Origin of the sequence: Prevotella sp. E15-22 (genome assembly GCF_023204875.1) — a bacterium.
Taxonomy (GTDB): domain Bacteria; phylum Bacteroidota; class Bacteroidia; order Bacteroidales; family Bacteroidaceae; genus Prevotella.
This window is the reverse complement of record NZ_CP096247.1, coordinates 1133672-1153829: the sequence shown is the minus strand read 5'-3', so window position 1 is coordinate 1153829 and position 20158 is coordinate 1133672. Positions and strand designations below refer to the sequence as shown.

Annotated in this window: 13 protein-coding genes; 6 read left to right on the top strand and 7 right to left on the bottom strand. The window is 51.3% G+C overall.

All coding sequences use genetic code 11. From position 1 onward, the window contains the following. Positions 1-7 precede the first annotated feature (7 nt). Both M1D30_RS04555 and M1D30_RS04550 read right to left on the bottom strand, forming a co-directional pair. Positions 8-1522: an SLC13 family permease gene (locus M1D30_RS04555; protein ID WP_248506719.1), complete on the bottom strand. Its 1515-nt coding sequence runs from the start codon at positions 1520-1522 to the stop codon at positions 8-10. A gap of 35 nt (positions 1523-1557) precedes the next feature. Further along, positions 1558-3384, bottom strand: coding sequence for a S41 family peptidase (locus M1D30_RS04550; protein WP_248506717.1), 1827 nt, complete (start codon positions 3382-3384; stop codon positions 1558-1560). A gap of 165 nt (positions 3385-3549) precedes the next feature. On the opposite strand from M1D30_RS04550, the gene M1D30_RS04545 reads away from it, so the two are divergent. Genes M1D30_RS04545 through M1D30_RS04525 form a run of 5 tightly spaced genes read left to right on the top strand, consistent with a single transcriptional unit; the run spans position 3550 to position 11289 of the window. Then, a complete protein-coding gene (locus M1D30_RS04545) occupies positions 3550-5043 on the top strand; it encodes a 4Fe-4S binding protein (RefSeq protein WP_248506715.1) in 1494 nt (497 codons plus the stop codon). A 27-nt stretch (positions 5044-5070) separates the two neighbouring features. Then, positions 5071-6420, top strand: coding sequence for an aldo/keto reductase (locus M1D30_RS04540; protein ID WP_248506713.1), 1350 nt, complete (start codon positions 5071-5073; stop codon positions 6418-6420). Beyond that, a complete protein-coding gene (locus M1D30_RS04535; RefSeq protein WP_248506711.1) occupies positions 6417-7121 on the top strand; it encodes a YjjG family noncanonical pyrimidine nucleotidase in 705 nt (234 codons plus the stop codon). The genes M1D30_RS04540 and M1D30_RS04535 overlap by 4 nt, the downstream gene beginning before the upstream one ends. Positions 7122-7181: 60 nt before the next feature. Then, the gene (gene serB, locus M1D30_RS04530) at positions 7182-8429 is read left to right on the top strand and encodes a phosphoserine phosphatase SerB (protein WP_305883868.1); all 1248 of its coding nucleotides are present in this window, start codon (positions 7182-7184) and stop codon (positions 8427-8429) included. A 25-nt stretch (positions 8430-8454) separates the two neighbouring features. Further along, positions 8455-11289 (top strand): outer membrane beta-barrel protein, encoded by a 2835-nt coding sequence (locus tag M1D30_RS04525; RefSeq protein ID WP_248506709.1) that lies wholly within the window; start codon positions 8455-8457, stop codon positions 11287-11289. A gap of 75 nt (positions 11290-11364) precedes the next feature. On the opposite strand, the gene M1D30_RS04520 is transcribed toward M1D30_RS04525, so the two are convergent. Together M1D30_RS04520 and M1D30_RS04515 are read right to left on the bottom strand one after the other, a co-directional pair. Beyond that, a complete protein-coding gene (locus M1D30_RS04520; protein WP_248506707.1) occupies positions 11365-12762 on the bottom strand; it encodes an aminopeptidase C in 1398 nt (465 codons plus the stop codon). Between the two features lie 67 nt (positions 12763-12829). After that, entirely contained in the window at positions 12830-14275 is a 1446-nt protein-coding gene (locus M1D30_RS04515; RefSeq protein WP_248506705.1) for a Na+/H+ antiporter NhaC family protein, read from the bottom strand. A gap of 185 nt (positions 14276-14460) precedes the next feature. Here M1D30_RS04515 and M1D30_RS04510 point away from each other — a divergent pair, with 185 nt between their 5' ends. Further along, positions 14461-16437, top strand: coding sequence for a hypothetical protein (locus M1D30_RS04510; RefSeq protein ID WP_248506703.1), 1977 nt, complete (start codon positions 14461-14463; stop codon positions 16435-16437). Positions 16438-16537: 100 nt separating this feature from the next. Here M1D30_RS04510 and M1D30_RS04505 read toward each other — a convergent pair whose 3' ends face one another. The 3 genes from M1D30_RS04505 to M1D30_RS04495 form a co-directional block, all read right to left on the bottom strand. Then, positions 16538-17047 carry an OmpH family outer membrane protein gene (locus tag M1D30_RS04505; protein ID WP_248506701.1) on the bottom strand — a complete coding sequence of 170 codons (510 nt, stop codon included), beginning with the start codon at positions 17045-17047 and terminating at the stop codon, positions 16538-16540. A 102-nt stretch (positions 17048-17149) separates the two neighbouring features. Next, on the bottom strand, positions 17150-17326 hold the full coding sequence (locus M1D30_RS04500) for a hypothetical protein (RefSeq protein WP_248506699.1): 177 nt from the start codon (positions 17324-17326) through the stop codon (positions 17150-17152). 18 nt (positions 17327-17344) lie between these two features. Beyond that, complete coding sequence (locus M1D30_RS04495) at positions 17345-20068, bottom strand: leucine-rich repeat domain-containing protein (protein ID WP_248506697.1); 2724 nt, start codon at positions 20066-20068, stop codon at positions 17345-17347. Positions 20069-20158 lie beyond the last annotated feature (90 nt).

Below are 20158 nucleotides of genomic sequence, written 5' to 3'. Positions count from 1 at the left end.
ATTTTTCTTATTGCAAGGGCGTCAACGGATATATCAGATTAACAATCAAGATGTTGGCAGCCAGGATAATGATATTCATCAACAATCCCACACGCATAAAATCACTGAAGCGATAGCCGCCAGGGCCATAGACCAGCATGTGCGTGGGCGAGCCAATAGGCGTTGCAAAACTACTGCTCACACTAATCATCAAGGCTATGAGGAAAGGATAAGGCTCATAGCCCAGTTTTTCGGCAGCTTCGTACATAATGGGAAAGAAAATGGCACCTGCCGCCGTGTTCGAGATAAACTCTGTGACAAAAGTGCCCACAAAACAGATGGCCGTCATCACCACCAATGGATTGGTGCCACAGGTATCGAGGATGCCAAAGGCCAGACGCTCAGCGATGCCCGTCTTCTGGATGGCAAGGCCAAGGACCACACTACCAGCAAAGACCATCAGGATGTCCCAGTTGATGGCCTTCATAGCTTGATTAGCATTGCAACAGTTACAGACAAGCATGGCGGCAGCGGCAATGAAAGCACATTGGAGCAGCGACATGACACCAAAGGCCGAGAGTGCCACCATGGCAATCATAATGACCGTAGATAGAAATGTCTTGATGCCCACGTTGATAACCTCCTCGCCCGCCACCAGTCCATGACTCTTGGTCAGTTCGAGGATATCCTTGATATGGCCAGCAAACACCAAGTGATCGCCACCCATGATAAACTCATTGGCATTGATGGGTACAGGCACTCGGTCAAAGTGGTACATCTTAACCAGTCTACCTCCCTTCACGTCCATCAAGCCTGCATAACCTAATGTCTCACCTATTAATTTATTGTCCGACGGAACCAGCAATTCCATCGTATATTCTACCGTATCCTCAAAGTCAGACTCAGGTGCTTTCCTATCAGGCAACAAGCGTCGCATAGCGATGATCGAAAGAACACCAATGGCCAGGCAGAACAAGCCTGGGATAGTGGTAGCCATCACGTTCATCGCCTCACCCGTATTGTTCTCGTAAAGTCCACTGATAATCAGGTTGGGCGGCGTGCCAATCAACGTACACACACCACCCATGCCCGATGCATAACTCAATGGAATCAGCAGTTTCGAAGGCGAAATACCAAGTTTCTTTGACCACATCTTCACTACGCCCACAAAGAGGGCCACAACAGTGGTGTTACTGAGAAACGAACTGAGCAAAGCCACAGGCAGCATCAGTCGGGTGACGGCCCTTGAATAACTCTTTGGCTGGCCCAGCAAGTTCTTCACAATCCATTGAAGCACACCCGTTTGTGTCAGTCCTGCCACTACCACAAACAACACGCCAATGACCACTACCGACGCAGAACTGAAACCCGAAAAGGCTTCCTTGGCATCGAGCACACCTGTGACGTAAAGAACACCAACGGCAGCCAGAAACACCAGGTCAGCACGCAGTTTGGTGAAAAGCAGAACGGAAAACATGCTCAACACCGTGACGATGGTAATCCAAGCGTCAACACCAAAACCTAAAAAAACAAACGTCTCCATGATACAGATTATCTTAGCATTTTCTTTTGTCTAATCTACTTATAATAGCTCTCCACAAGCTCTGTCAACTTAGGAATATCGAAGTAATCATCCGTTGAGTCGAGCGTGTAGGTGGGCGTGATGCCCTCGTCGATGTTCTCACCCTTTGTATTGTTCAAACGAGCTCTGTGGGTTGAGTAACGATAACCAAAGCCATCCGCCGACGGGTTAAATAGCACGCAGCACGAGCCGCCACCCGACGTCTGACCAATAATGGGAATACCATAGTCTTTCAGCAGCGCAGGCAGTAGGTTACCACACGAGAAACTATAGCAACTGGTGAGCAGGGCGAAGTTCAAATGATATTTCACCTCATTGTCTTTTTCGTCAAACTTACCATCCAGATTGCGGTCCACCTCGTACGAGCATTTCATCTTCTGACCTGTAAGCACGTTCTCATAATAAATATCATTCTTGTTACAGAAGATTGAGGTGATAAACACCACAATATCCGATGAACCGCCACCATTGGTCGAGATGTCGAGAATAAAATTCTTCACGTCGGGATCCTTCTCAGCCTTATCCAAAGCGCCTGTCAGACTAATCAGCCAGTCGTTCGGATAGTTTTTGGTTGTTGGTTTGGCTCCTTCACCCTTATAGTATTTACGCCATCCAGCGTCATTGCAGAAAAAGCTGTCGAACCAGCAATAGGCAGTATTGCCCTCCTTACGATATTTCACATTCTTTCCTATCTTCTCAGTACGCTTCTGATTCAGTTCTTTGGCCATAGCCCGCCTGTCGTCCATTACTTTTGTATAAGCCTTACTCTCAGGACAATACGACTCAAACTCCATCATCTTGACCTGGACAATGCTGTCTACTCGCGTCTTAAATGACATATTACCTTTGAGGTCACTGATGACGGTCACGTCCGTATAAGTATGACCACCGTCGTCCAGCATCCTCCCCAGTGTGGCAGTGCCAGCAATATACTCGTACATATTGGTCGACCGCAACAGGTCGCGCACCATCTGACCAGCCTTGCCATAATCCAGCAAAGCCTGATCCAATCCCTTCTCATGCATGCTCTCCTCAAGCAGCGTTCGTCCTGGATAGCCAAAGAAGTTCGTAAGTGTGAAGCACAGGTTACGATAGGCATAATCAGCCATATCACCTGAACGCGTTTCCTGCAGAATAGGTGTAATGAAGAACTTGGGATAGCCATCCAACAAACTATAGGCCCCATTAGGTGCCACCATCACTACATCGCCGTTGAAGGAAGCCAGGTGCATATAACCATCCACATAGAGGTCGGCAATGGTTGCAAAGGGGAAGTAAACGCCCTTATCATCAGCCCTCAAGTCGATACCAAACTTTCCGTAGTCCAGTGCCACATGGACGTTCTGCGGCTGTTTCTCAAGCGACTTCCATCGGATAATGGGCAGCGCATCATAGGTTGTATTCGGCATGCCCAACTGTACCATTCCCATCATGTTGGTAAAAGCCTCATAGTCGTCGCTCTCAAAGACATCCTTATCCGTATCAACCGTTGCCGTGCCAAAGGGGTTCGTCAGTACATATTGATTATCGGCCGTTTTATACGTCTGTATGGTAGTACCAGGAAACATCATGCTTTGAAAGTTGCTCACATTGACATAGGGAACAAAAGGCATATCACGATAGAAACGCAGGGTTATTACGCCGCACGACTCATTCTGCGGGGTCACAACGGGCACTAAACGTTCCTTATAATAAAGCTTTTCAGGCGTCTCAGTATCCTCTTGGGTTGGAATCTCAGGATCCTTAGAAAAATCATCATCGCCACATGCCACGAAACCGCATGTGAGCATCAAGGTTAGCATCAAATAGTTCAGTTGTTTCATCCTATAGGTTGTTTACGTTATAATTAATCGACGACAAAGTTACGCTTTTTTTTAAAAACGTCCAAAAGAATTGGATAAATACTACCCTAAAAGAACAATTTATCACCTATTTATTTTGTAATTATCCTATTTTTCCGTACCTTTGTCGCCACAATCTCTAAGACTATGCTTAAAAAAATCAGAGTAACACTGGGCAGCCTCTTCCTGATTGGACTGACGCTGCTATTCTTAGATTTCACAGGCACGCTCCACCACTATCTGGGGTGGATGGCCAAGGTTCAGGCGTTGGAGGCCGTTCTGGCACTCAACGTGGTGATTATCATTGGCCTCGTGGTGCTCACGTTTGTCTTTGGACGCATCTATTGTTCTGTCATCTGTCCGCTGGGCGTGATGCAGGACCTTTTCGGATGGCTGGGAAAGAAATCCAAGAAGAATCGCTATACCTTTTCCAAGGAAGTAAGATGGCTGCGCTACGCCATGCTCGTCATCTTTGTTGCAGGCTGTCTGGCAGGTGTCGGCACCATCATTGAACTGCTGGCCCCCTACTCTGCCTTTGGTCGCATTGCCACCATGCTACTGCAACCCCTGTGGATGCTGGGCAACAATGTGCTGGCGCTAGTAGCCGAGCACTATGAGAGTTATGCGTTCTATGGCGTCGACGTATGGATGAAGTCGCTCCCTGTCTTCGCCATCTCCCTGATTACGCTGGTCGTTCTGGCAGTATTAGCCTGGCGAAACGGCAGAACGTATTGCAACACCATCTGTCCTGTGGGCACAGTGTTGTCGTTCATTTCGCGCTTCTCACTTCTGAAGATCCACTTCAACGAGGATAAGTGTCGCAACTGCTCGCTGTGCACCAAGAACTGCAAGGCGGCCTGCATTGATTTCAAGAACCATCAGGTGGACTATAGCCGTTGTGTGGTTTGTGGCGACTGCGTCGAGAGTTGTAAGTTTGGGGCACTGAAGTATGGTTTTAACAGGCCTCATGGGGCCCATAAAACCCATTCAACCCAAGAGGCCCATTCTGCCCAAGACCCCAGCAAGCGCGCGTTCCTCATTTCCAGTGCCCTGCTCACCACGGCTGCCCTGGCTCAGGAAGCCAAGCACGTGGATGGCGGACTGGCCGATATCATCGAGAAGAAAGCCCCAGAGCGACTGACACCCGTGGTGCCTCCTGGTGCCCGTTCGCTGAAGAACATGACCCAGCATTGCACAGGCTGTCAACTCTGCGTATCGAAATGCCCCAACGACGTGCTGCGCCCCAGCATGGACATCGCCAGTCTGATGCAGCCTGTGATGTCGTTCGAGAAAGGCTACTGCCGTCCTGAATGCACGCGTTGCTCTGAGGTTTGTCCTGCAGGCGCCATCAAACTCATCGACAAAGAAGAGAAGACAGGCATTCAGATTGGTCACGCCGTGGTGGCTGCCGACTTCTGCATCTCGGCGTTGGGCGAGGCTGAGTGTGGCAACTGCGCGCGCCACTGTCCTGCTGGTGCCATCGAGATGGTGCCCAGCGATCCTGACGACGACCTCTCGCCCTCTGTACCTGCCGTCAACGAAGCCATGTGCATCGGCTGCGGCGCCTGCGAGCACCTCTGTCCTGTACGTCCCTTGTCGGCCATCCATGTAGAGGGCCACGAGGTTCACAAGATGATTTGAGAGATGAAAAATGAAAGATGAAAGATTATGGATAGAAGAGATTTCTTAAAATATATGGGACTGGGCTCGGCTGCTGCTTTGGCGGCCTGCGCTGACAAGAAGAACAACGAGGACAATGCCATTGGCGAACCTCCTGTTGGTCAGATGACCTATCGAACCAACCCCAAGAACAACGATAAGGTGTCGATTCTGGGCTATGGTATGATGCGACTACCGCAACTACCTGATTCTGAAGAGTTTGACCAAGAAATGATCAACCGTCAGACAGACTATGCCTTGGAGCACGGTGTCAACTATTTCGACACGTCGCCCGTCTACTGTCGCGGACTCTCTGAGCGCTGCACAGGCATCGCCCTGAGTCGCCACAAGCGCGAGGAATACCTCGTAGCCACCAAGTTGTCCAACTTCGGCGACGCTTCTCGCGAAGGTTCCATGCAGATGTACAACAACTCGTTCAAGGAGTTGCAGGTAGACTATATCGACTACTACCTGCTCCACGCCATTGGTGGCAGCATGGAGGAGTTCCGCAAGCGCTATGTGGACAACGGCATGCTCGAATTCCTTATGGCCGAACGCGAGGCAGGTCGCATTCGCAACCTGGGCTTCTCGTTCCATGGTCAGAAAGAGGTGTTCGACGAGGTCCTCGCCATGGTCGACCAGTATCACTGGGACTTCGTACAGATTGAGTTGAACTACCTGGACTGGAACTATGCTAACGAGATTAACGACTTCAACGTCGATGCCTCCTACCTCTATGCCGAACTCCAGAAACGCGGCATCCCAGCCGTTATCATGGAGCCATTGCTGGGCGGCCGACTGATGAAAGACCTGCCCCAGTATGCCATCAACGAACTGAAACAGCGCGACCCACAGAAGAGCATTGCCTCGTGGGCCTTTCGCTATGCAGGCACCCCCAAGGGCGTCCTCACCGTGCTCAGTGGCATGACGTTCATGGAGCACCTCAAAGACAACCTCCTCTCCTATTGCCCTCTGGTGCCCCTCACAGAAGAGGAGCAGCGTTTCCTCGACACAGAGATTGCCCAACAGATGATGGAGATGGGCACCATTCCCTGCAACAACTGCCAATACTGCATGCCCTGCCCTTATGGCATCGACATCCCCAGTATCTTTGTTCACTACAACAAATGGGTGGTAGAAAAGAAACTGCCTGAAGACCAGGGCGACGAGAACTATCGCAAGAACCGTCGCAACTACCTCATCAGCCTCGACCGTGCCATCCCCAAGGACCGTCAGCCCGATCATTGCATCATGTGCAACCATTGCATCGAGGTGAAGACCTGTCCACAGAAAATACGTATTCCTCAGGAGCTGAAGAAGATTGCCGACCTGATGGAACAACTGAAAAGAGACGAATGAAACAGTATACAGACATTTTTTTAGATTTCGACGATACACTTTATGATACCCACGGCAATGCTGTGATAGCCCTTGCCGAGACGTTTGAGCACTTCCAGCTGGGCCGTTATTTCGACGACCCTGAAGTGTTTTATGAAGACTATTGGAACACCAACGTCGACCTGTGGGGACGCTATGCCAAGGGCGAAATCACACGCGACTACCTCATTGTTGAGCGTTTCCGTCATCCGCTGGCCCTGGGAAAGGGATTAGAGCCCACGCCCGACTATTGTCTTCAGGTGAGCGATGTCTTTCTGGACTACTGCTCCACCAAGCCAGGCGTCATTGAGGGAGCCCACGAGTTGATGGACTATCTGAAGCAGAAAGGCTACAAGCTCCACATGACCAGCAATGGCTTTCACGAGGTGCAATACAGAAAGTTGAAGAGTTGCGGCCTGGAGCCCCATTTCGACACCGTCATCCTGAGCGAGGATGCAGGTGTCAACAAGCCCTCGCCCTTGTTCTTCGACTACGCCCTGAGGCAGTCGGGTGCCCACAAGGAAACCACCATCATGATTGGCGACAACTTCCAGACCGATATCCTTGGCGCCAAGAACGCAGGGTTCGACACCATCTTCTTCAACCGCAGGCCAGAGTATCCTGCCACAGAACCCGTCACTCATGAAGTCAAGTCGCTCAAAGAGATAATGACCATACTATAACAGTAAAAAAGCAACAAGGTGAAAACAATAAAGAAACAAGATAAAAATAACATGACTACAATGGAAAATGCTATAACAAAGAAAGAAGAACAGATATTGGTACGCATCACAGGTCAGGACCGTCCTGGACTCACAGCCTCAGTGATGAGTATCCTGGCAAAATACGACGCACAGATTCTGGACATCGGTCAGGCCGACATCCACGCCACCCTGTCGCTGGGCATTCTCATCCGCATGGAGGAATCTCATTCAGGCCAGGTGATGAAGGAACTGCTGTTCAAGGCCACCGAGTTGGGCGTGAACATCGGCTTCGCCCCCATCTCAGACGACGAGTACGAAGACTGGGTGGGCCATCAGGGCAAGAACCGCTATATCCTCATGGTGATGGGTCGCCAGTTGGAAGCCAAGCAGATTGAGGCAGCCACTCGCATCATTGCCGACCAGGGTCTGAACATCGACTCCATCATCCGCCTCACAGGACGCAAGAGCATCAAGAACCCAGCCAAGCACACACGTGCCTGCATCGAGTTCTCGCTGCGTGGCGAGCCTGCCGACCGTCACGAGATGCAGTCGAAGTTCCTCAAGCTGTCGGCCGAGATGGAAATCGACTTCTCGTTCCAGCGCGACGACATGTTCCGCCGTATGCGCCGCCTCATCTGTTTCGATATGGACTCCACCCTCATCCAGACCGAGTGTATCGACGAGTTGGCCGAGCGCAATGGTGTGGGAGCCGAGGTGCGCGCCATCACAGAGAGTGCCATGCGTGGCGAGATCGACTTCAAGGAGAGTTTTACACGCCGTGTAAAGTTGCTCAAGGGCCTCGACGTCAGCGTGATGCAGGACATTGCCGAGCATCTGCCCATCACTGAGGGTGTCGACCGTTTAATGACCACCTTGAAGCGTTGTGGCTATAAGATTGCCATCCTCAGTGGTGGATTCACCTACTTTGGCGAATACCTGCAGCGTCGCTACGGCATTGATTACGTCTATGCCAACGAGTTGGAGATTGGCGACGACGGCAAACTCACAGGCAACTACGTAGGCGAGATTGTCGACGGCACTCGCAAGGCCGAGCTCCTGAAGCTCATCGCACAGGTCGAGAAGGTGAACCTGGCGCAGACCATTGCCGTGGGCGATGGTGCCAACGACCTGCCCATGATCTCAGAGGCAGGACTGGGCATAGCCTTCCACGCCAAGCCGCGTGTGGTAGCCAACGCCAAGCAGAGCATCAACACCATCGGCCTCGACGGTGTGCTCTATTTCCTGGGCTTCAAAGACTCGTATCTGGGCGATCAGGGCAAACTCTAAGAAAACCAAGACCATACAATAGAGAATGAAAAGAACAGTCATCATGATGCTGTCACTAGTGATAGCAACAGCACTATGTGCGCAGACCGACTCTCTGCAAACCAAGAAGAAAAAAGAAAGAAAGGTAGAACTCACTGGCGAGGTCTACGACTCGTTTACCAAGGCCAAGGTGAAGGCCCTCATCACACTGATGAAGAAAGACTCTACCTTTGTCGACTCCATGACCTGCTGGACATGGGGCACCTCGTCGTACTATGAGTTCAAGGTGCCTGCCAAGAACGACGACTTTATCCTCCGTGCCACGGCCGATGGCTACGAGACCACCTACCTAAACTACAACCTGCGCCATATTGCGCGCAACTCATGGTTCGAACTGCCTCGCATCCTCATGAAGAAGAAGCAGCGCAGCGAGGACGACGTATATAAAGAGGTGGGACTTGGCGGCGTGGTGGTCACAGGCACCAAGGTGAAGCTCACCTATCGTGGCGACACACTGGTGTATAATGCCTCGGCCTTCAACCTGCCAGAGGGCTCGATGCTCGACGGCCTCATTCGCCAGATGCCTGGCGCCGAGTTGAAGGACAATGGCGATATCTATATCAACGGCAAGAAGGTGGATTATCTCACCCTCAACGGCAAGGACTTCTTCAAGGGCCAGAACAAGGTGATGCTCGACAACCTGCCCTACTACACCGTCAAGGAACTGAAGGTCTTCGACAAGAGTACCAAGCAGAGCGAGCTCATTGGCCACGACGTTGAGAAGAAAGACTACGTGATGGACGTGCAGCTGAAGCGCGAGTACAACCGTGGCTATCTGGCCAACGTCGAGGGCGGCTATGGCACAGACGATCGCTATATGGCGCGCCTTTTCGGTCTCTACTACGACGACCACTCGCGTGTCAGCGTCTTTGCCAATACGAACAATATCAACGAGATGCACCGTCCAGGCAGCGAGGGCGAATGGCGTCCCTCCAACATGCCCCAAGGTCTGCGCACCACCAAACAGACAGGCCTGCACCTGGAGACTGAGGATGCCGACAAAAACTGGGAGACCAACCTCGATGCCACCTTCGAATGGAACGATGCCAACAACCAGAGTCGCACCTCCAGCGAGCGCTTCGCCACAGGCGGCAGCATCCTTGGCGGTTCAGAGTCGTGGAACAAGCAGAACGACTTCCGTTTCTCGGCCTACGACTACTTCCAGATCAAGAAGCCCGTCACCCTTTATGGCACATTCAACGCCAGCTATACCAATGGCCGTCGCACCCATGGCAGTCAGGACTCCACCTATCGCGAGTCGCTCATCAACCAGAGCCTCAGCGATGGATTGACACGCTATCGCACGCTGAACCTGGGCTTTGACATCGGTATGCAGCATAAGTTCGACTGGGGCGACTATATCATTGCCTCGCTCTCAGGCAATTTCTCGCGACAGAAGCCCAGCGACAGTTGGACCATGGATCGCACCAACTTCAATCAGACAGGCGACACCGACCTGCGCCACAACTACATCGACACCCACGGCGACAACTATAGCTACGACGCCAGTCTGGGCTACACCCTCCAGCTGCTCAACAGATGGTTTATAGAGGCCAGCATGACCTATAATCAGTCGATGACCAACAGCAACAACCTGCGCTACCGTCTGGACCGCCTTGCTGAAGACAAGTACCAGACAGAATGGCTGCCCTCCACCCACGAGGCCCTGCTCAGTGTGAAAGATATGAACAACTGCGACGAACAGCAGTTGCTCACGCGCACAGGAGGAGCCGTGCTGCAACTGATGCACTCCACCGACAACGACTATTTCTCGCTGCGCCTGCCCATCAACAGCACGCACGAGCGCCTGTGGTACAACGACTTCGCTGGTCTCGACACCATTGCCCATCGCCGCTTTGTCGAGGTAACTCCCAACATCTTCTGGTCGCGCTGGGGCAAGAAAAACGGCCTCAACTCCTTGAACTACAGCATGAATATGAGTCGCCCCTCGCTGGCCGACCTGATGCCTGTTGATGATACCAGCAATGCCCTGTCGCACAGCATCAACAATCCCGATCTGAAGTCCACCCTCACCCATTATTTTGGCATGGGTTTCCGCTTCGCCAACGACTCTACGCGCCATTTCCTCAATATCAACACCAATGCCTCTATCACCCAGAACGCCATTGGCATGCGCACCCTCTACGACCCCACCACGGGTGCCTATACCTATATGCAAGACAATATCAATGGCAACTGGACCTGGAGTCTGAACACCAACTACGAGCAGCCCCTCGACAGCGCCAAGCACTTCACCCTCGAGCAGCGTGCCAGCGCCAACTACACCCACTCAGTCGACTTCGCCATGGCCTACGAGCAGGATGTGCCCTTCCAGGATGTCAGCTTCGGCCGAAGCACCGTTCACAACTGGACTGTCAACGAGCACCTGGGTGTAGAGTATCAGAAAGACAAGCTCACCATTGGCCTCAGCGGCGATGTCAGTTGGCGCCGTTCCACCAGTCATCGCCAGGACTTCCAGAACATCTCCGCCTTCGACTATAACTACGGTGGCCTCTTGCGCTACGTCATCCCCTGGGTCGAGCTCAGCCTGGCCACAGACATCCGCATGTACAGTCGCCGCGGCTATCAAAGCGAGATGATGAACACAGACGACCTCGTTTGGAATGCCGAGTTGGCGCGCTCGTTCTTCAGCGAGAAGCTCACGCTCAAGTTCACAGCCTTCGACCTTCTGCATCGCCTGTCCAACAAGCAGTACAGCATCAACGCCCAAGGTCGCACAGAGACCTGGAACAACTGTATTCCACGCTATCTCATGCTCTCCGTGGCCTATAAGTTCAATATGACCCCCAAGGAGCGATAAAACAATAAAAAAAGAATGCCTGACACACCATCGTGCCAGGCATTCTTTTTTATCATTTATCTTTCTACCTTTTTTTTACTCATCATACTGGAACAAAGGATCCTCAGGCATCACCATCACAGGCTTGGTGTTGTAGGCCTTCATCACCTTCTCAGGCACAAATTCATTGGGCACCACCAGGCGGAACATATACTCACGGAACCAGCGATCGGTCATAATCAAGCAACCCTGCTGACCCCATGTAGCGCCCCACGAGTTCTCCACCTTCCATTTCGTGGCCTTGCCGTTCTTGTCCAGGTCGACAGCCGTCAGCGTCATGGCGTGCGTCGAGCCACTGTCGAAGGTCGAGATGCGCTGTGCCTTGTCCATGGAGAACGACGTGCCAAACAGCGAGCCATAGTCAAAGTTCTCCGTATCGGCATAGCCACGCTTGCGATCCAGCATCTTAGCCACGTCGTACGAGCTGTACAGCTTGTGACCACCCTTCAGGGCGCTGATAGCCATCTCCTCGATGTCGTCCATAGGCAGGTTCACATACTTCCAGTTATGACCATCCTGCGTGTGACGGTCGAGCTCCACCTCATAGGTCTTATAGTACTCGCGTCGAGGGTCGTTCATCACCATGATAAACGTGCCGTTCAACTTCTGTCCTACCACCTCCTGATAGAACGACAGCGGCGTATATTCCTTAGCCTCGCCCACGGTCTCGCCTTTCTCGTTCTTGAAGGCATAGGTAAACGACTTCACAGGGTCGCCAATCACAAACTGCAGCATGCGATAAATCTGACTCAGCATGCCCGTCTTGGCCTTCTCGATGGCAGCAGGCTTCTGACCCTTCTGCACCATGTCGCGCAACTGCAGTCCAAACTCGCGCAGTTTCGACGAGATCAGGGCGCGCGCCTTCGTAGTGTTGTCGCTCGAGAACGACTCAGGCATCACCTCCGTGGGCACCAGTCCGTATTTCTCGGCCAGGTCGGCCACACCACAGAACGTGCCACCATCACCAATGGGATGATTAAAGAAGAACTGCACGCGCACGTCGTCCATGGGCTTCTTAGCCGTCTCGATGCAGCCCTGCAGCATCAGGTTAGCCTTCTCCAGCTGATCCCAGAAGAAGAGGTAAGCCTGCGAAAACTCCACCGTCAGCGAGTCAGAGCGCAGGTTGAAGTCAGAGCGCAGCACGTTCATGCCACTGAACATCCAGCAGCGACCAGATGACTTCTGGTCCGTGATCGACTGTTTCTTCGTTTCGATGCTGAAGTGCGTGTCCAGCGCCTTGGCGTTCTGATGGTTCTTCGCCAGGTCGTCGATGGCGTTGCCAGCAATGGCGTTCACCAGCGCACGGTCCGTAGCCTTCAGGCTGTTCTCACTCTGAATCTCGTTGAGCATCTTTGTGCTGATGCCTCCCGTTTTGGTCTGTGCTGCTGCCGTCGTTGCGACGCACAAAGCAGCAAATAGTACTACGTTTTTCATATTTTCATATTATCATTTTATCATTTTATCATATTATCATTTTTATGATTTTATCATCTCATATCTTTCATTTTTCATTTCTCATCTTCCTCCTGATCTTCCATCCCACAGCCGCCACCAGAATCGTCATCAGCGGACTCAGGATATTAAAGAAGCAATAAGGCAGATAAGCAATCGTGGCCACGCCCAGCACCGTGCTCTGCGTCAGTCCACACGTGTTCCAAGGCACCAGCACACTGGTCACCGTGGCCGAGTCCTCAGCCGTACGGCTCACCAGTCGCGCCTCGTAGCCCTGCCGTTTATACACGTCCTTAAACATGTTTACCGTCAGCACAATACTGATAAACTGGTCGCCCGTGGCCACATTCAGAAACAAGCCCGTACTGGCTGTCGAAGCCACCAGACCCACTCTGCTGCGCACCCAACTGATCACCACCTTCGTGATACTCTCAATCATGCCGCTGGCCACCATCGCTGCACCAAAACACATGGCGCACACAATCAGCCAGATGGTGTTCAGCATGCCAGCCATGCCACCCGTCGACACCAGATCGTTCAACTCGGCCGAGCCCGTTTCGATGGCCGTAGGACCATAGAACGTCATCACCAGTCCCTTGGTCAGCGCCCCCACCCTGCTCAACTCAGCATCGCCGGCAATCTCCGTCAGGATGTGTGGCTGCAGGATCAGCGCCATCACGCCAGCCATCATGGCCGACAGGAACAGTACGATGAGCGAGGGCGCACGCTTCACAATGAGCACGCCCGTGAGCACAGGCACCAAGAGCGTCCACAGCGAGATGTTGAACGTCTTCGACAGTCCCTCCGTATATTGGTGCACATGAATACTGTCGTCAGCGTCGAAACCCAGTCCCATGGCCGTAAAAATCAGCAGCGTAATCAGGAAGGCCGGCATCGTGGTCAGCATCATATAGCGGATATGCGAAAAGATGTCCACCCCAGCCGACGATGATGCCAGGATGGTTGTATCACTCAGTGGCGACATCTTATCGCCGAAGTAAGCACCCGATATGATGGCACCAGCCGCAATAGCCTCGTTGATGCCCAGTGCATGACTGATGCCCAGCAGTGCCACGCCAATCGTGGCTATTGTGGTCCACGAACTGCCCGACAGCAGCGACACCAGTGCACAAATCACGCAGGCGCACACCAGGAAAAACTGAGGCGACAGCATCTGCACGCCATAATAAATCAGCGTAGGCACCACGCCACTGATCATCCACGCTCCAGCCAGCATACCCACAGCCAGCAGAATCAGGATCATCACGGCCACGCCCCCCACCGTCTTCTCAATCTGCGCCTCGAAAGCCTTCCACGGATTGCGATAGAACACCATCGAGATAAACACGCACACGGCCATGGCTGCCAGCAGGCTCACCTGACTGCCGCCACTCAGCGAATCGCTGCCAAACAGCGCAATAATCACGGCCAGCAATCCAATCAGAACCACCAGCGGAATGGTTGCCACAAGGGGATGGGGAAGTCGATTCATCATTTAATTTTTGCAATTTGCCTGCAAAGGTACGAAAAATAACGCATTTTCAGGCCTTCTCCCTCCCATGTGTTATCTTACACTTAACTTTTTTTAACCCGTTATCACATACAACTTGTTATTTTTTTGCCTATATTTGCGCAAAATCTTAATAATTAGAATACTAACCAATCTAACCTATTAAAATTATGGGAAACAACAAGCATCTCGCATTGATACTGGTTGGAGCAACCATGTTAAGCACCACAGCGCTATTCACATCATGTAGGCACGACGACTCATTCAACGGTGGCAGCATCGAAGAGACCGTCAACGCCACCTATGCCCAGGCCTTCGAAAACGCCTTTGGCAAAGTGGCCCCCAATGTCGACTGGGGCTTCAGCAGTAACCCTTCCAGCTTGCGCACCTCGGCTCGCGCCATGGGCACCAATGCCATGTTCCGCAGGAGTCTGCAGCCCACCATTTCGTTCCCCACCGACTGTGCCGCCAGCAATTTCCTGGCAGCCGTTCCTGAGGGTGTCAACAAACTGCCCACCTGGGGAGCAGGTGCAGGTTCCTATTATATTGACGCCACCACCCAGAGCGTTTCCACGTGGTCAGGCGCCAGCAAGATCTACGTCACAGGCGTTGTCGACCTGTCCGAAGGCGACCTCTCGGCCGAAAGCCCACGTTTCGCCCCCGACTATCGTTCAGAGATTTATCTGATCGAGGGCGCCACACTCAAGTTGGGCAAGGTCAGCGCCAGCACCCTCAACGTAGCAGCCATCTATATTGCCCAGGGAGCCACACTCGAGGCCGCCACAGAACTCACGGCCAACACCAACACCAAGGTCTATAACCACGGCACGCTGAAGGCAGGCACCTTCCAGGTCAACATGTCCAGCTTCCTCTATAACGTAGGCCGACTGGAAGCAGGCAGCGTCAATGTCGAGAGTAATACCAGTCGCATCGTTAACGACGGCACAGCCTATGTGGCCAACGTCACTGTGAATGCAGGCGCCATTCAGAACAATGGCACGTTCACAGCCACAGCCACCACCCGTGTTCAGTCCAACAACTCAGGCTGGGTGAACAATGGCCATTGGACCACCTACGACTACGCCTATATCGGAGGCAGCGAGAACGTCATCAACAACTGTTTCCTCGAGGTGGGTCACGATTTCGAGATGAACATCTCATCGGCCCAGGGCACCTTCAAGATTGATGCCGGCTGTGGCGTGGTCACAGAGAATTTCTATGGCGGACGTGACACCCGTCAGGGCGTTGTCACAGGTCCGTTCAAGATCGAGATGGGTGAGGATGCTGTCTTCGTTGTCCATCAGACAGCCCAGCTCGAGTCAGGCACAGCCGTCGACGAGGGCTATGGCATCTTTGGCATCTCGCCCGATGGCTATGCCGTGTTCCAGGCCAAGGACATCGTTCGCGACCCCTATCTGGCCAGCATCAACAGTCATGGCGCAGTAACCTATGGAGGTAATCTCTACGTGTCGGCCCAGACCCATTTCGCTCAGGGCTACGACAGCGATGGCAGTGGCTCTGCCCAGCCCAAGCCCTTCATCAACGAGGCCGACGGCTTCAGCATCGCCACCAACCTCTTTGCTGCAGGTTTCCTCCCAGGCAAGCCCAACATCACCATTGCCCCATCGCCCTGTAACCCAGGTTTTACAGGCGGCACCCCACTCTATCGCGTCATTGCCGAGGACCTGTCTGCCTCAGAGGCAGGCGACTTCGACTTCAACGATGTCGTGTTCGATGTGGTGAAGGCCCAGAATGGCAAGACCACCCTGAAGCTCATCTGCGCAGGTGGCACCCTGCCTCTGCGCGTCATGGGCATCGAGGTTCACGGTCTCTTTGGCCAGACCACGCCCAACGCCAACGGCACCTATCAGATGTTTAACACAGGCGCAGGACCCACGGTCGACCCAGTCACCTTCGAGGTCGATGGCGAATACACCACGCCAGAGCAGATCAAGAACATCACCATCGAGGTCTTGAAGAGTGGCGTCTGGATGGAACTCAGAGCCACCACTGGCGAGGCAGCCTGCAAGATTCTGGTGGACGACACCTTCGCCCCAGTGCCAGAGCGCATGAACATAGCCGACGAGCACGATCGCTTCACCGACTATGTGCAGGGTTACTTTGTCGACGATTTCTGGTGGAAGTAACCACCATTTTCATAAAGAATAACTGATATAATTTTACAAATTCTTTTCAAAACAAGATAGGCTCGTCGTGATGACGAGCCTATCTTGTTTTATCCCTTTCCTACTTTTTTATCCCCAACTTAGCCTTCACCTCCTTGGTCACGTCAGTAGAGAGCGTAGTCGAGATATAGGGGATGCCCTGCGTCGTGTCCATGATATAGACATATCCACCAGCCTTGCCCACAGCCTGAACGGCCTCGAGAATCTTATCCCTGATAACCTTCAGTTTCTTTTCCTGCTCGTCGGCCAGCGCCTTCTGACTGTTCTCATAGTAGCCCTGAACAACCGACTGCGCCATTCTTATGTCCTCCTCCTGACTCTTCCTGGCAGCCTCGCTCGTGTTTGCAGGCATTTTCTGATACCCCTCCATTTTCTTCCGAACGTCATTCTGCAGTTCATCCAGTTTTTTCTCATACTGCCGTTGCAGCGCCATTATTTCTTTCTGCGACGTTGTGTACTCAGGCATCGCCTGAATAATCTCCGCTGAATTAACATGGCCGAACTTACCCTGGGCATTGACAGCCACAAAGCCCCACATAGCGCAGATAGCGCAAAGAATAATCCTCTTCATAGTATAACATTATTAAAATTCTACGACTGCAAATATAAAAAATAATTTGGCATCATCCAAAAAATTCCCACAAATTCTATTCAAAAACAGCAGGGGACAGTCCTAAATCACATCGTCCTCGTCGATGATATCATCATCATCGTCGTCCGGGTATGTAGGGATGGGCGTGTCGCCAAGTTCTTTATAATTATTAAAACCTTTCTTACTGCCTGCAAGCAGAGAGCAGCTGTTGGTCAACATTACCACGCACATCGTGGGTTTCATATATTCTTTTTTCATATTGCTTTTCTTACTTAATTACTTAATTACCACCTTGTGTCCATTTTCGATATACAGTCCCTTCTGCGTGGGCTTACCCTGGAGCTTACGTCCGTCGAGGGTGTACCATGCGTCAGCCTTATCCGATTGATCCGTTCTATCCGTGGTCGAAACAATTCGTGTGCTCTCGTCCTCGAACACCATGCTGAACGAACGGGCGTCGGTCGACGTCGAAACGGTGAAGTAGGCCTTGCGAGCAGGCACATTGGCGCCACCAAACTTGTGGAAGCCAAAGTGGTCGTTCTTGTTGCTCAGCATAAAGAGCGTCTGGGCATCGTTGTTGGTGAGTGAGGTGCGAGCCGTCGGCAGGTCCACGCCATTAAGGTCGTTCTCAACTTTATATTCAGCAGCCGAGACATCATCGCGAGTCATGCTGATGTCGTTGTTCTCGCTGGCAATGATGACGGCCGTGCCCTTGGGAATCACCTTGCCCAGCTGGTGGAGGGTGATCTCGTCGTCGCCCAACGTAGCGGTATAGGCGCAGGCATTCTCTTCCTCATTAATGCGATAGCCTGCATCGCCACAATAGAAGGTGCTCCAGTTGACACCTTCATTCAGACTGCCCTTAAAGATGATATCATTCATAGGCTCCCAAACGGCCGTAACACTCACGTTCTTCTGTGGCATTTGGAACGAGTTATCCTCGATAGTAACTTCCTCGCTTTTGTAATTTACCAATTCATATCCCGCACGATTTGCATAAAGCCATATTTTATCGTACAGCTCACCCATAGTGTAGTTTCTGATAGTAATGGCTTTGGTTGATGTTATGCCATAGTCGAGATTCAGATGAAGGAGAGGCCTGTTTTTGGCGAGTCTTGCATCAAGAAATGGGACATCCACGTCCTCACCGTAAATATCCAGTCCCGTGCTGACATCGAAGTCGCATCTAACGGGGATTTTGCCACCACCGATGACGCAACCTATAAATGAACCTGTGCCACTGATAGATGGATCAATAACATTGCACTCGCTAATAGTTCCTTTTTCATTTTTGCCTGCAATGCCACCAAGATGCGAATCGCCACTTATAGATGGAGCAATAACGCTACAATTAGTAATACTACCACCATTGTTATTGCCTGCAATGCCGCCAATACTATTAGTGCCGCTAAAGTTTGGGGCGATAAGGGTTACGTTCTTGACAATCGAATTCGTTGTGATGGTACTGAATAGTCCTACATTTTCTTCACCGCTGAATTTGAGTCCCTTTATGGTATGTCCCTGCCCATCGAATGAGAAATATATCGAAGATAAATAAATATCGATTGGCATGAAGTTTCCTCTTTGATTTGAAGTAATCTCACAGTCTAACGGCATATTTGTGAAGTCAAGGTCTGCCGCAAGTTTTACCTTCTGGCCTTTGAGCCTAAAACTCTGTAATTCTTCGGCCAATTTATCACCAAGATCAATTAATCCTTGCTTTTGCGAGATGACGTAGGTTGTATCCTGTTCGTCAAATGATATGGCAATGTCATCGAAGGAAACGCGTGTGAAATCAAGTTTCTTACTGCCATTAGCAGTAATTCTTAGATTAGACTTGATATTCGCCCCAACGTATTTTGTGTCTGGGTTAACAGACCTATATTTGTCGTTGACATAGAGAACGCAGTTCTTGTAGGCAACATAGACTTTACTCGGTTTTGAATTTATAAATGCATCCTTTTCGATTATTGATAGGCTGACTGGTAGCCTGAGGGTGCCAGCCTGGTATCCTTCAAATGTATTCTTATGGATAATAGTCAGGCTTGTGCATTCACGCAAATCTATATCGCCCTTGAAGCCATTGAATGCATTGGCTTTGGGATACTTGAGTTGGCTTCCTTGGGCCATGGTCAAAGTGCAGCCTTTACCGAGTTTACTTCCCACGTTCTGAAAAGCATAGGATTCGAATCTTTCTACACTGGCAGGAATGGTTATCTTTTCCAAATTAACAGCACCAGAGAATGCGTATTGACCGATAGTGGTCAGGCTTGTGCATTCAAGCCAATCTATGTCGCCCTTGAATCTCTTGAATGCATAGTTTCCGATAGAAGAGAGTTTGCTTCCTTGGGCAAAGGTCAAAGTGCAGCCATTATCGAGTTCGCTTCCCACGTCCTGAAAAGCATAATCATCGATTATTTCTACACTTGCCGGAATGGTTATCTTTTTCAGCAAATAGCCACTGGCGAATACGTATTTACCGATAGTGGTCAGGTTTGTGCATTCATGCAAATCTACGTTGCCCTTGAAGGACTTGAATGCCTCTTTTTCGATAGAAGAGAGTTTGCTTCCCTGGGCAAAGGTCAAAGTGCAGCCATTATCGAGTCCTACGTACGTAAAAGCATATTCATTGATTTGTGTGACACTTGCTGGAATGGTTAACTCTTTCAGATTACCAGCATTGTAGAATGCCCAACTACCGATTTTACTCAAGCCTTCAGGCAATATGATTTTATTTATTTTGGATATATAATGACGCCATGGATCTTTTCCAGGATCATAGTCATCCATATCGCCTGTACCACTAATGGTGAGCGTACTGTCGCTCGACGTGAATTCCCATTTCAGGTTGTCACCACATGTGCCACTATCGTCCGCCCATGCCGTCGTGACGGTGAGCATTACTAACAGCAGCGTCATACTCAGGCGCAGGAGTGCGCCCCTGAATCCTTGTAGCCCCAGGCATCCTTGCAGGGCCAGCATCATAGCATTTGTTTTCATTTATATTATTTTTTAATCGTTACTTTTTATGGTCGAATGCGTGTAAATTTGAACACGCGCACGGCAAACAGGATGCAAAGGTACTAAAAA